The sequence below is a fragment of the Carnobacterium sp. GW821-FHT04C06 genome, from assembly GCF_059420345.1.
Window position 1 is genome coordinate 261,561 of record NZ_JBWKTN010000001.1, and the last position, 12,559, is coordinate 274,119.

At 35.8% G+C, this 12,559-nt stretch carries 14 protein-coding genes; 1 reads left to right on the plus strand and 13 read right to left on the minus strand.

The window, feature by feature from the left end; translation table 11 throughout:
- Nucleotides 1-93: 93 nt before the first annotated feature.
- The 7 genes from rpoZ to AC07SW_RS01295 form a co-directional block, all read right to left on the minus strand.
- Entirely contained in the window at nucleotides 94-309 is a 216-nt protein-coding gene (gene rpoZ, locus AC07SW_RS01265) for a DNA-directed RNA polymerase subunit omega (protein ID WP_034569396.1), read from the minus strand.
- A 6-nt stretch (nucleotides 310-315) separates the two neighbouring features.
- Nucleotides 316-930 carry a guanylate kinase gene (gene gmk / locus AC07SW_RS01270; protein WP_034569395.1) on the minus strand — a complete coding sequence of 205 codons (615 nt, stop codon included), beginning with the start codon at nucleotides 928-930 and terminating at the stop codon, nucleotides 316-318.
- A 39-nt stretch (nucleotides 931-969) separates the two neighbouring features.
- Nucleotides 970-1,851, minus strand: a complete 882-nt coding sequence (locus AC07SW_RS01275; protein WP_034569393.1) for a YicC/YloC family endoribonuclease — start codon at nucleotides 1,849-1,851, stop codon at nucleotides 970-972.
- A gap of 17 nt (nucleotides 1,852-1,868) precedes the next feature.
- Complete coding sequence (locus AC07SW_RS01280; protein ID WP_034569391.1) at nucleotides 1,869-2,087, minus strand: YdbC family protein; 219 nt, start codon at nucleotides 2,085-2,087, stop codon at nucleotides 1,869-1,871.
- A gap of 77 nt (nucleotides 2,088-2,164) precedes the next feature.
- A complete protein-coding gene (locus AC07SW_RS01285) occupies nucleotides 2,165-3,526 on the minus strand; it encodes a patatin-like phospholipase family protein (protein WP_135018595.1) in 1,362 nt (453 codons plus the stop codon).
- A gap of 26 nt (nucleotides 3,527-3,552) precedes the next feature.
- Nucleotides 3,553-4,914: a TrkH family potassium uptake protein gene (locus AC07SW_RS01290; RefSeq protein ID WP_119908127.1), complete on the minus strand. Its 1,362-nt coding sequence runs from the start codon at nucleotides 4,912-4,914 to the stop codon at nucleotides 3,553-3,555.
- 33 nt (nucleotides 4,915-4,947) lie between these two features.
- Nucleotides 4,948-5,820 carry a DegV family protein gene (locus AC07SW_RS01295; protein ID WP_034569386.1) on the minus strand — a complete coding sequence of 291 codons (873 nt, stop codon included), beginning with the start codon at nucleotides 5,818-5,820 and terminating at the stop codon, nucleotides 4,948-4,950.
- A 157-nt stretch (nucleotides 5,821-5,977) separates the two neighbouring features.
- Between AC07SW_RS01295 and AC07SW_RS01300 the strand changes: the two genes are divergently transcribed.
- The gene (locus AC07SW_RS01300; RefSeq protein WP_034569382.1) at nucleotides 5,978-6,304 is read left to right on the plus strand and encodes a hypothetical protein; all 327 of its coding nucleotides are present in this window, start codon (nucleotides 5,978-5,980) and stop codon (nucleotides 6,302-6,304) included.
- A gap of 80 nt (nucleotides 6,305-6,384) precedes the next feature.
- Here AC07SW_RS01300 and AC07SW_RS01305 read toward each other — a convergent pair whose 3' ends face one another.
- The 6 genes from AC07SW_RS01305 to cls form a co-directional block, all read right to left on the minus strand.
- Nucleotides 6,385-7,299 carry an osmoprotectant ABC transporter substrate-binding protein gene (locus AC07SW_RS01305; RefSeq protein ID WP_311780154.1) on the minus strand — a complete coding sequence of 305 codons (915 nt, stop codon included), beginning with the start codon at nucleotides 7,297-7,299 and terminating at the stop codon, nucleotides 6,385-6,387.
- Between the two features lie 85 nt (nucleotides 7,300-7,384).
- Complete coding sequence (locus tag AC07SW_RS01310) at nucleotides 7,385-8,050, minus strand: ABC transporter permease (protein ID WP_034569378.1); 666 nt, start codon at nucleotides 8,048-8,050, stop codon at nucleotides 7,385-7,387.
- Between the two features lie 4 nt (nucleotides 8,051-8,054).
- Nucleotides 8,055-8,978, minus strand: a complete 924-nt coding sequence (locus AC07SW_RS01315; RefSeq protein ID WP_034573484.1) for an osmoprotectant ABC transporter substrate-binding protein — start codon at nucleotides 8,976-8,978, stop codon at nucleotides 8,055-8,057.
- Between the two features lie 23 nt (nucleotides 8,979-9,001).
- Nucleotides 9,002-9,637: an ABC transporter permease gene (locus AC07SW_RS01320; protein ID WP_034569376.1), complete on the minus strand. Its 636-nt coding sequence runs from the start codon at nucleotides 9,635-9,637 to the stop codon at nucleotides 9,002-9,004.
- A 16-nt stretch (nucleotides 9,638-9,653) separates the two neighbouring features.
- A complete protein-coding gene (locus AC07SW_RS01325; protein ID WP_463684508.1) occupies nucleotides 9,654-10,844 on the minus strand; it encodes a betaine/proline/choline family ABC transporter ATP-binding protein in 1,191 nt (396 codons plus the stop codon).
- Between the two features lie 191 nt (nucleotides 10,845-11,035).
- On the minus strand, nucleotides 11,036-12,484 hold the full coding sequence (gene cls, locus AC07SW_RS01330; RefSeq protein WP_034569370.1) for a cardiolipin synthase: 1,449 nt from the start codon (nucleotides 12,482-12,484) through the stop codon (nucleotides 11,036-11,038).
- Nucleotides 12,485-12,559: the final 75 nt, after the last annotated feature.

Here is a 12,559-nt window from a genome sequence, read left to right on the forward strand (position 1 = left end):
TAAACTTTTTTAGCATGGATTTAGAATAGAAAAGAAGCAAAAGCGCACAAACTCGCCTTTGCTTCTTCTCGTTGAATTTCTTTATTTAATCGTTTATTCTTCTGGTCCAACAGTTGTTGGATCAATGACTAAGTCTCCTGCTTCTACTTCTTCCAAAGCGCGGCCGACATTTTTATAAGATTGGTACTCTTCTAACATTGGCATTGCGTTGTCATGTAACTCATGAGCGCGTTTGCTGGCTAAAATCACCAATGAATATTTTGAATCGATTTTTTCTAGTAAGCTATCAATAGACGGATGTAACATCATAATTTCCTACAACTCCTCAATCATTTTTTTATAGCGGTGAAGCACTCGTGAAACTTTTAAGTGTTCACTTTCAATAATTTGTTTGATATTGCGTACGGCATTTTCCACTTCGTCGTTTACAACGGCATAATCGTATAAACGCATCATTTCAATTTCTTCTACCGCTTTTTTCATACGTTCTTCGATCACAGACATCTCATCTGTTCCTCGTCCCACGATTCTAGACTTTAATTCGACTAAGTCTGGTGGCGTTAAAAAGATAAAAACACCTTCTGGCATTTTTTCTCGAACTTGCAACGCTCCTTGAACTTCAATCTCTAAAAAGACATCTTTTCCACTTGCTAATGTTTCTTCAACATATGAAAGTGGAGTCCCATAATAATTGCCGACATACTCAGCATACTCTAATAAGCCGCCATTTTCAATCAAAGTTTCAAATTCTGCTCTTGTTCGAAAGAAATAATCAGTTGCATCAACTTCGCCAGCACGTTTATTTCGCGTTGTCATGGAAATTGAATATTCAAAATTGTTGTCTTCATTTTCAAAAATTGCTTGTCTTACTGTTCCTTTACCAACACCTGATGGTCCTGATAAAACAATTAACAAACCGCGTTCTGTCATAATGTCTCCCACTCCATTGTCTCATTTAATTCGTTTATATTATTCAATGTTTTGTACTTGTTCTCTAATTTTTTCAAGTTGTGTCTTCATTTGAATGACCGCATCCGTCAATTGAATTTGAGTTGCTTTTGAGCCAATTGTATTTACTTCACGGTTCATCTCTTGAATCAGAAAATCAAGCTCACGTCCAATAGGAGTATCTTTTTCTAATAATACACGCAATTGAGCAAGATGGCTATCAAGTCGCTCTAATTCTTCATGAATGTCGGCTTTTTCTAATAATAAGGCTAATTCAGTTAACAGTCTTGGTTCATCAACTAATCCTCCAGCAACTTCCATTAATTTGGTACTCAAACGTTTTTGATAATAGGCTTCAAAGCTCTCCGTATGGGTGGCAACTTCTTGAACTCCTTTTTCAAATTCAAACAAGTGATTCGTTAAGTGTTGCTTTAATCGCTCGCCTTCAGCTTTACGACTAGTGACCAATTCAATTAACGCTTGGTCCATAGCTTCTTGAATCAAGTTCATCAAATCATCGTTGGCTATTTTCTTCTCTTCAATCGCTAAAAAATCACCTGTGGCAATTAATTGAGTTAAGCTAGGTGTAAAATCAATTCCTTGTTCTTGGTATTTTTTATTCGCTTCTGAAACAAATCCAACAGCTTCTTCAATCAAGGACCAATTAACTTGGAGTTGTTTTTGATTTTCTGCGGTTTGTTTTAGATTGATGTAAACTTCAACACGCCCTCGTTTCAAAGTAGCTGTAATTTGTTTACGAATCTCACTTTCAAACGCATTTAATTCTTTTGGAAAACGACTAATGACTTCTAAAAATCGATGATTGATGGATTTAATTTCAATATCAATTTGGTAAGCAGCTGAGTGGATTGAATGCCTGCCAAATCCTGTCATACTTTTCATAAAGAACCTTCTTTCTCTTACATATCTTTTAAGTGTTCTTTTAAAACAGTGATTTCTTCGTTGGTTAAGGTCAAGCCTTTTCCCATTTTTTCATGATCTGGTGCCCAGTCACGAATATCAAACTTAGGAGGATTGCCATTCCAACTGACCAAATTAAATTCTTTTCGCCACCCTTTTGCATTTTCAGAAAGTACAGCGATTTCTTCCATGATTTCATATGAAAATTCTTTTGCCATCCTTATCACCTCAATTAAAATCAAGCTTTATTACAGTTTCCTTGAATTTGAAACTCACCAAATAGTGTACCATAAAATCAATGCTGGTGACAGTTCTTTTTTAGTTGATAAAGGTAGACTGCCATTAAGAACGCAATTGGTTTGCGCTCAATTAAAAATTGTTTGCGTTTTGACTGTAGCAAGCTGGCTTGATGTTGTTCTAATTGTTCCAAAAAGTAAACGGTCATTTTGACATTCGAAATAAAGGGCAACATTTCAGAATAAGCTGCTAGCCATTCGTCTCCACTATAAATACGATTGCTTTCGTCTAGCTCAAAGAGTGTTGTGGAATCGATTTGACTCGCAATTTTTTCAAATTTAGTGATTACGGCTTGGTTAAACTCGTCAAAAGAATAAATCTTGACGGGATTAATGCGTAGCATTTTACCTGTTAATTCGTGAATGGCAAAGCTTAGCTCACGTTTACCTACTCGCCCTTTAAAACTTAACCGTAATTTTTTTAATAAGAAGCGTTGGGTATCTTTATCAGTAAGATACGATGTTAAAAAAGATTCTTTGTCGCTGTGTATTAGTTTACGCGTTGTTTCGTAAAAAATTTTCTGGTGGGCCTTGAAAGAGTCATTCTCAAATGAGTACCAACTACCTTGTAGTTTGCCATAGGCTTTCAACGTTTCTAGATAGCCTAATCCAATATTCAGCTCAGAACGAGCGCCATCAAAAAGCAAGATTGTTCCTAATGACCATTTACTAGACAATTCGCATACTGTTGCACCAGTTGGAACTTTCACCCTTCTAGTTATCCCTGGTCCTTTGACATCGACTACAATAAAATCTGTTGCACCTTTTTTAATCGCTAAATCAATTGGAATATTGTCATGATACCCGCCATCAACATAGCTTTTAGTTCCAATTTTAGTAGGTTGCATCATTGGAAAAAATGAGGCGCTTCCTAATAAATAGAGATTGACGAATCCTTTAGGAATTTCATCCAAAAAGAATGAAGCTGAACGCATCGTTGGAAACTCCGTCATTGCAATGCCGAATTCAATGCCTCGATGGCGCATCCGCTCTTCATCTAATAAAGGATCAATAATATTGGTTTTCAAGGGATTCGCACTAATGCCTTTGTTTCTAAAGGCATCTAATAAAAATTGACTAACCACTTTACGGTACCCCTTAAAATCAACAATATTTCCTGAAAAATCAATGTCTAGTACATGATTGGTTTCAATAGCTTCCCACATTTCACGAGCCGCTTCGTAATCTCCTTGAACAATCAGTCCGCCGTTTAAAGCTCCAACTGAAGTACCTGTCACCACCTGAAAATCGATCCCTAATTCCAACAAGCCTTGCCAAACACCAATTTGATAAGATCCTCTCGCACCACCGCCACCTAAAACCAGTGCTGTTTTTCGATTCTCTTGGCTTTGCATTTTCATTAGTTTCTCTCCTTTCTTAACTACTTTCACCCTATAATCGTGGTTTCTTCCGGGTATCTAATTTTCCCAGTGTAGGTTGTATCTTTTTTGATAAGCGATAATAAGATTGTGAAAATACCCACTCGACCAATAAACATCAATCCCATAACCAAAAATTTCCCAATAGCAGTCAATTCTGATGTTAATCCTAGTGTTACCCCCACCGTTCCAAAAGCAGAGAAAACTTCGAAAATAATGTATTCAATTCCCACATTTTCTGGCAAGGTTTCTGTAATACTCAACAATACAATGGCCGTTGTGATGATTGACATTGTTGTAAAAAGCAGAACAAACGATCGATTGACGGTTTTAATATTAATCGTACGTCCTAAAAATTGCGTTTCTTCTTTTCCTTTAAAAATCGAGAGGGCATGAATAACCAACACACCAAAAGTGGATGTTTTAAGTCCGCCTGCGGTTGAACCAGATGAGCCACCGATATACATAAAAAAGCAAGTTAATAAAATACTCGCGTAACTTAGATCATTATAAGAAATACTGTTAAAACCAGCTGTTCTAGGTGTAATGGCTAGAAATAACGTATTCATCATACGGTCGAACCAATTTAATGAGCTCATTTGACCTAAATTGCCTTCTATTAATAAAAATAAAACAAAGCCACTAATAAGCAACAACGATGTTACGATTAGTGTTAATTTAGTGTGAAAGGAAAAGCGCTTATTTTTTTTGTAGGTCAACAAGTCACGCCAGACAATAAAACCTAGTCCACCTGCCACAATTAATAAACTTAAGACCAGTAATACATAGGGATTTTTTTGAAAGGATTCCAAACTGTTGCCAAATAAATCAAATCCCGCATTACAAAATGCCGAAATAGCATGAAAAATGCTATAAAAAATACCTTTTCCAATACCATACTTAGGAATAAAATCTATCATTAAAAGTAGTGCTCCTAATAACTGAACACCAATAGAGAATTTTAAAATATAGATAACTAGATTAATACCACCTGATAATTCATCGATGTTTAACGCTTCTTTCATAATAATGCGCATCTTTAAATTGACTTTTCTTTTTGATAAAAAAAGAATAAAAACGGTGAAGGACATAAACCCTAGACCGCCAATCTCAATTAACAACATGATAATTAACTTACCAGCCAAACTCCAATGAAGTGCGGTGTTTAGTGTAACTAAACCCGTTACACAAACAGCTGATGTCGCGGTAAATAAGGCATCAATTAAATTGGTGGGTTGATGATTACTGGCTGCAAAAGGCAACGACAATAAAAAGCCACCAATCAAAATTGTACTTAAAAAACCTAATGATAAAAATTGAACAGGAGATAATTGCCAATAAGAGTGTTTTAATTTATTTTTTCTTAACATTTAATTGCTCCTTGATTAAAATGATGAACTTAATTATTCGACTCTTTTTGAACCGAATGAAAAAATAGCAACCGAACCAAATCCCGTATGACTTGCAATGGTTGGACCAAAAGAATAGACAAGAACTTCTTTGACGTTCAGACGGTTTACTAATTCTAATTTTACTTGTTCAGCTTCTTCTGGTACACCTACATGACCTACTAGAATCGTTTGCTCAGTTGGGTTTTGAATCCCTTCAACGGTTTTATCAATCAAATAATTCAACGAACGTTTTCGTCCACGAACTTTGCTAATCGGAACCAGACCGCCTGCTTTATTGACGATAATAATCGGCTTTACATTTAATAACGAGCCCATTGTTGCTGCCACCGATGAAATTCGACCCCCTCGTTCTAAATGTTTCAAGTCGTCCACAGTCACCCATGAATGGAGATTCATTTTATTTTCTTCTACCCAACTAGCAACCTCTGCCAAGCTTTTTCCTTGTTCTTTTAATAACGCTGCTTGGTAGACTAATAATCCTTCTCCTAGACAAGCTGCTTTTGTATCGATTACAGTGATATTGACTGTTTGAAACTCTTCTTTCAGCATTTCGACAGCTGCTAATGCGTTATTATAGGACCCACTTAAAGCTGAAGAAAAAGCTAAATATAGAACGTCTTGTTGTTTTTCAACAAATGGTTTAAACATTTCATAGTAGGTTCCAATATTGATTTGAGATGTTGTCGCTATTTTCCCGTTTTTTAAATCTTGAAAAAAAGCATCTTTATCAAACGTTTTGCCTAAATCATCCACTAATTCTTCCCCTTCTAATTGAATGGTCATACTAATAATGGCTATTTGGTGTTCTTCAACAAATGATACTGGCAAGTCTGAACATGAATCGGTTATTAATTGAAAACTCATTTCTCTCACTCCTCTAAACACTTACAAAATTTACCTCTATTATTGCATGTTTTTGCCTAAAATTATACTCTTCAAAAAATAAAAAAGAAAAAGCTTGCAAAAGTGAACGTTTGTTCGTATAATAGATTTAACAAACAAACGTTCGGAGGTTTTAATCATGGAAAACTATTTTGCAACAAGTCAGCTTCGCCCTTTTAGTTTTTTACAAAAGAAAGTCACTGTCGGTCATAAGGAAACTCTTCAAGTTCACTCACAAATGCCACAAGCACAAATTCTTTTTTTCTTAAACCAAGCCTATCAAAAAAGAAAACCGATCGTCATCCAAGTTAATAAAACCAAACACATTCTTGCAATTAATGAACATACAGGTATTCTTCGTTACTCTCCAACGGAGCAACATCGTGCTATCTTAGAGAGCTCAAACCAAAACACAACCTATATGATTGATTTTAAAGACATCCGTCATATACGTATAGCAAATTAAAAACCTGAGATTGAAGTGGGTCATACTAAAAACTAGTACTATAAACTAGCTTTTCGTATCCACATCTTTCTCAGGTTTTTTTATTTAAAATAATGATGTTCTTTTAAAAATTTTTCTGCGACTACACTTGGTTCCATTAAATCATTGTCTACTTGATAATTCAATTTCTGCATCGTTTCAGTGGAAATTTTGCCATCCAATCTTTCTAAAACTGGCGCAAGTTTAGGATATTTTTCTAAAATTTGTTTTGTTGCAACTAAACTGGCATCATATGGTGGGAAAAAGTGCCGATCATCTTCTAAAATCTGTAGATTGTAACTGCCAATTCGGCCATCTGTTGAATAGCCGAGGACAACATCCATTTTACCAGCAGCTAATGCGTCATAAACTAACCCGATTTGCATCGGATACACTCGCTTAAAGTCAAAACCGTATTCTTTTGTAAAGGCAGGATAGCCATCTCCTTCACGTTTTAGCCAAGTGGTATCAACACCTGCTTCTAGTTGGTTCGCCACCGTTTTTAAATCACTAATTGTTTTTAAATGGTATTTTTCAGCGGTCTCTTTAGTGACCATAAAAGAAAAACTATTCGCAAATCCATAAGAAGGAAAGTAAACATGATCATATCGTTTAGCAAATTCTTTTTTTACAATTTGGTAGGCTTTTTTTGGATCTTTTTCAGCAGGGAGTTGCAACAACGTCGTTAAATCTGTTCCTGAGTATCGAGCAGCTGCAATATCTGCATCTCCATTTAATAAGGCTTGATGGTTAATATTTGCGGAACCAAGATTATTGATTAAAATGACCGGTTCCTTTAATTCATGTTCAATCATGCCCCCAACTATACTCGCTAAAATCTGAGATTCCGACGTGACACCACCCGTTACTTTGATAGCCTCTCCATTTTTTCCATTACTAGATAAACCTGGCAAGCCACAACCACCTATTAGCAACATTAATAGTAATAATATACTTATTTTTTGATTCTTTTTCATTGTTTCACCTCCTAAGTTTTCACTCTTTTAATTTCAAAATAAAAAACGAATTCAGATCAGAATGAATCTGGTTCGTTTTTTATCACTATATTTTACTAGTTGCTTGTACGGGATCTAATTTCCGTTCGAAAAATCCTAATACTAAGTCACTAATGATAGCCATAAAGGCAGTTGGCAATGCTCCTGCTAAAATAATGGCCGTTCCATCAGTAGCATTGGTTCCTCTCGTAATGATATCCCCTAAACCACCTGCTCCAATAAATGAACCAATTGCGGTAATTCCGATTGCGACTACGAGTGCATTTCGAATCCCTGCCATAATTACGGATAGCGACAGTGGCAATTCTACCATATAAAGAATTTGGAATTTCGTCATTCCCATTCCTTTTCCTGAATCTAAAATATTACGATCAACGCTTCTCAAACCTGTATAAGCATTCTTGATAATTGGCAATAATGAATATAAAAAGACAGTCACAATAACAGTATTTACTCCCAATCCTAAGCCTAACATCAAAATAGACAACATTGCTAATGAAGGAATCGTTTGAATCACATTTGCCATACCAATGACCCAACTAGCTAATTTCGTATGACGGGCAATCCATATCCCAATTGGTATCCCAATCACGGCTGCAAATAATACACCATAAATGGAGATTAAAAAGTGGCGCATAAATTGGCTGAAAACATAGGAGCCATTTTGATTAAAATAATAAATCAATTGCTCAAATAAATTCATATTTTCCATAATTTTAGTTGTCTCCTTTGCTAAAATAATCGTGTTCTTTTAAGAAGTCTTGCGCAACAACTTCTGGTTCAATCAAGTCATTATCTGCTTTGTAATTTAATTGTTGCATGGTTTTTGTATCAATTTTACCTTCAAGCTTTTCTAAAATCCCGTTTAACTTAGGATAGGCTTTTAAAATAGCATCTGTTGCAACAGGACTGGCATCATAGGGTGGGAAAAATTTTAAGTCATCTTCTAAGACAACTAAATCATAACTTGCAATCCGACCATCTGTTGAATAGCCTAGTACCGCATCCATTTTTCCAGCAGCTAGCGCATCGTAAACTAACCCAATTTGCATTGGATAGACACGTTTAAAATCAAAACCATAATCCTCTTTAAATGCACGATAACCGTCACCCTCTTTTTCTAACCAAGAGCTGTCTACACCTGCATTTAATTGATCGGCAACTTTTTTGAAATCGCTAATTTTTTTCAACTGATATTTTTCAGCAGTTTCTTTCGTGACCATAAAAGCATAGGTATTCGCAAATCCATAAGAAGGGTAATATTTTTGTTTGTAGCGTTCTTCAAATTCTTTTACAACAATGTCCATTGCTTTTTTAGGATCTTTCTCGGCTGTCATTTGCAACGTTGACGTTAAATCCGTTCCCGTATAACGAGCAGCTGAAATATTCGCATCTCCATTTATCATTGCTTGATGGTTAATCGTTGTTGATCCTAAATTATTGATGACTTGAACTGGCTGATCGGTGTAGTGTTCAATCATCCCTTTGACAATACCTGCTAAAATTTGTGTTTCCGTCGTTACGCCACCCGTCACTGTAATGGCATCTTTTCCCGCATCGCCACCTAATCCTGGCAAACTGCAACTACTCAGAACAAGTGCAACCAAGAAAAGTGCCACAATGTTCTTAGATTTTCTCATTGTGTTCATTTTTGGTTTTCCTCCTAGTCATTTGTACGAAGTGAAATGGGTGTAATCCAGTGTTCGAGTTTTCCAAGTAAGAAGTCAGCTAATAAGGCTAAAATTGTTACCGGAATTGTCCCACCGATAATCAGTGCTGGTTTATAAAGATTTAATCCATTGAAGATAAAGTCTCCTAAACCACCTGCTCCAATGTATGAAGCTAACGTTGCCCAAGCAATGACATATACGGCACCTAAACGGATACCTGCCATAATCACAGGTGCTGCTAATGGCAATTCAACCATTCGAATGGACTGAAAATTTGTCATGCCCATTCCTTTAGCAGCATCCTTTAAATTAGGATCAACATTTTTTACTCCTAAATAAGTATTTCTTAAAATAGGAAGCAAGGAATAGATAAAAAGTGCTACAATAGCGGGAAACTTCCCAATCCCAAAAATTGGAATCATTAAGGCTAATAACGCTAGCGATGGTACCGTTTGTAATACACTTGCAATTCCAATAACAACGGAAGCTGTTTTCTTTGTTCTAGTTAACAAGACGCCTAATGGCACTGCTACGATAATGCCTAGCCCGAGAGCCACTGCAGAAATATAAAGATGTTCCCACGTTTTAAGCAACAGCTCTGAGCCATAGGTATTTAAAAATTCAATCATTTTTTAGTTCCCCTTTCTACTCATTGCTTTCCTTAACTTCGACATTCTTTTCATTAACTGGTACCGTTTCTTCCGAATCATCGTCTCCCCAAATAGTATCGTAAACGACATCTACTAGACTTGCTCTTGTAACGATTCCTACTAATTTTCCTGCTTCATCTACAACTGGTACATATTTAAGTCCACGTTTTAAAATACGTTGAACCGTATCACGTAATAAGGAATCTTTGCGAACAAAGAAGACGTTCTTACTCATAATATCCCCTACACTTGTAGCAGTACGATGGTTGTAATCGATACTTTCAATATCAATATACCCTTTTAAGATCCCCGCATCGTCGGTTACCAACAAAGTATCCACTCGTTTATCGCGCATCAAGCGAATGGCTTCTGTTAATGATTTGCCTGGTGTAATGGAGATTGGCGTTTTCAACATCACTTGTTCAACCGTTTGAATATTCGGACGTGCTTGAATCAAACGATCATGCCCAATAAATTCTTCAACAAATTTATCAGCTGGTTCGCGTAAAATATTATCTGGCGTATCAAATTGAACCACTCGACCTTCTCGCATAATCACAATTCTGTCGGCAAGCTTAAGGGCTTCATCCATATCATGGGTTACAAATATAATGGTTCTTCCCATTTCTTGTTGCAACTGTTTGACTAAATCCTGCAAGGCTTCACGGGTAATAGGATCTAGCGCACCAAAAGGTTCATCCATTAAAATAATATCTTGGTCAGCTGCTAATGCACGAACAACTCCAATCCGTTGTTGCTGTCCACCAGATAATTCAGATGGGTAGCGTTCAAGAAAGTCATTTGGTAAATCAACCAGCTTGATTAAACGATCTGCAATCTCTTTACGTTTATCTTCTGGCCATTTTAATAATTTAGGAACAAGAACAATATTTTCACGAATTGTCATATGTGGCATTAATCCGATTTGTTGAATGACGTACCCAATCTTGCGGCGCAATTCCACTGGATCTGTCTTAGCAATATCTTCCCCATTGATTAATATTTGTCCCGATGTTGGTTCAATCATACGGTTGATCATTCTCATCGTAGTTGTTTTCCCACTACCGCTGGTACCGATAAACGCAATAAATTCGCCTTTTTCAAAATTTAAATTGACGTCATCAACTGCTTTTTTTCCACCTTTATAAATTTTTGAAACATTCTTGAATTCTAACAATCGATTCACCCCATTAGTTTTTTATTATTTTTGCATAAATAAACAAAAAGAAATACGTCTTCTCTTCTATTATCCATGAAAAAGTCCTATCTTTCAAATCAGACACACTGAAATCATTAAATTTTATCAAAAAAAACGCATAAATCAACTCTTTTGTGAAGTAAGATTTATACGTTTTCGGTAGAAAATTATGCAATTTTTTATAAGATGGGTGACAATAATCTGGAGAATTCTTGTTTAAATTTCATCCAGCGACTTTGCTGATCTAGTAACTCTTTTGTTAATAAATGACATTTTTCAATGTCTTTTTCGTAAATTTGTTTTAAATCTTGTGCGATTACAGGATCATAAATGAAGGCATTGACTTCAAAGTTTAATTTAAAGCTTCTAAAATCAAGGTTTGCTGTACCAACTGAAGCAATTTCGCCATCAATTACCATTGTCTTCGCATGTAAAAAGCCGTTATCATAAATATACACCTTCGCACCCGCATTTACCATCTCGCCTGCAAAATAAGTGGTTGCTCTGTAAACGAATGGATGATCTGGCTTATTTGGAATCATAATCCGTACATCAATTCCAGACATCGCAGCTATTGTAATAGCATCTAACACACTGTCATCTGGAATAAAATAGGGCGATTGTATATAAATAGATTCTTTTGCCATACTAATCATCTTTAAATAGCCTTTTTTAATTTGTTGCAATTCTGAATCTGGTCCGCTAGAGACAATTTGCATATTGGTTTTTCCGTGATTTTTGCTTAATGGAAAGTACTCTTCTTTGTAATCAAATTTTTGTTTTACAACAGCTGCATTCCAATCCATTAAAAATCGACTTTGTAGAGCCAAAACGGCATTCCCCTCAATTCGAAGATGCGTATCACGCCAATAACCAAATTTTTTCACTTTCCCTAAATATTCATCTCCTATATTGAATCCTCCAATATATCCGACTTTCCCATCAATAATCACAATTTTACGATGATTTCGATAATTCAAACGCAAATTTATAATCGTCCAATGAGAACCAAAGAACGGTTCTGCTTTGCCACCTAATTTTTCTAAGTTCTTAAAAAAGCGATGCTTGGTTGAGCGAGATCCCATCGCATCATAGATAACTAACACTTCAACACCTGCTGCAGCTCGTTCTTCCAATGCTGCTAAAACTCGATTTCCTAGCTCATCTTGATGAAACGTATAATACAACAAATGAACATGGTGTTTCGCTTGTTGGATATCATGAATCAAATGATCAAATTTTTCTTTTCCATCGGTAAAAATCTTCAATTCATTTCCTTTGGTTAAAATCGATTCATCGCTTTCCAAAAATAAACTTGCCATTTCTTTTGTATTTTCATTACTTTGTTTGCTTGACAGCAATTCATCTTCCGCAAGCATTTCTTTTTGAGCCAAAACAAGTTCACTCATTCCAATGCTTTCCTGCGTCTTAATATCAAAAATTTTCTCTCGAGAGATTTTTTTACCAACAAAAAGATACGCAATAAACCCAATTCCCGGTAATAAAACAAGGACGAGCAACCATGCCCACGTGGCTGCAATATCTCGCTTTTCACGAAAAACTGTGATGATAGCTAAAAAAATATTAATCAATGTCACAAGAGCGATAACAAGTAAAATAGTATTCATAAAAGCCTCCTTTAAACGAACTTAATTCTTTATTATCTTACTATGAAGTTTTTCTTTTAGCTACTAAAATCTTAT

Excerpts from the sequence above, each read along its gene's own strand:
- rpoZ (WP_034569396.1), bottom strand. The coding sequence starts at position 309 with ATGATGTTACATCCGTCTATTGATAGCTTACTAGAAAAAATCGATTCA.
- cls (WP_034569370.1), bottom strand. The coding sequence starts at position 12,484 with ATGAATACTATTTTACTTGTTATCGCTCTTGTGACATTGATTAATATT.
- AC07SW_RS01285 (WP_135018595.1), bottom strand. The coding sequence starts at position 3,526 with ATGAAAATGCAAAGCCAAGAGAATCGAAAAACAGCACTGGTTTTAGGT.
- AC07SW_RS01290 (WP_119908127.1), bottom strand. The coding sequence starts at position 4,914 with ATGTTAAGAAAAAATAAATTAAAACACTCTTATTGGCAATTATCTCCT.
- AC07SW_RS01295 (WP_034569386.1), bottom strand. The coding sequence starts at position 5,820 with ATGAGTTTTCAATTAATAACCGATTCATGTTCAGACTTGCCAGTATCA.
- AC07SW_RS01320 (WP_034569376.1), bottom strand. The coding sequence starts at position 9,637 with ATGATTGAATTTTTAAATACCTATGGCTCAGAGCTGTTGCTTAAAACG.
- AC07SW_RS01315 (WP_034573484.1), bottom strand. The coding sequence starts at position 8,978 with ATGAGAAAATCTAAGAACATTGTGGCACTTTTCTTGGTTGCACTTGTT.
- AC07SW_RS01280 (WP_034569391.1), bottom strand. The coding sequence starts at position 2,087 with ATGGCAAAAGAATTTTCATATGAAATCATGGAAGAAATCGCTGTACTT.
- AC07SW_RS01275 (WP_034569393.1), bottom strand. The coding sequence starts at position 1,851 with ATGAAAAGTATGACAGGATTTGGCAGGCATTCAATCCACTCAGCTGCT.
- gmk (WP_034569395.1), bottom strand. The coding sequence starts at position 930 with ATGACAGAACGCGGTTTGTTAATTGTTTTATCAGGACCATCAGGTGTT.
- AC07SW_RS01300 (WP_034569382.1), top strand. The coding sequence starts at position 5,978 with ATGGAAAACTATTTTGCAACAAGTCAGCTTCGCCCTTTTAGTTTTTTA.
- AC07SW_RS01305 (WP_311780154.1), bottom strand. The coding sequence starts at position 7,299 with ATGAAAAAGAATCAAAAAATAAGTATATTATTACTATTAATGTTGCTA.
- AC07SW_RS01310 (WP_034569378.1), bottom strand. The coding sequence starts at position 8,050 with ATGGAAAATATGAATTTATTTGAGCAATTGATTTATTATTTTAATCAA.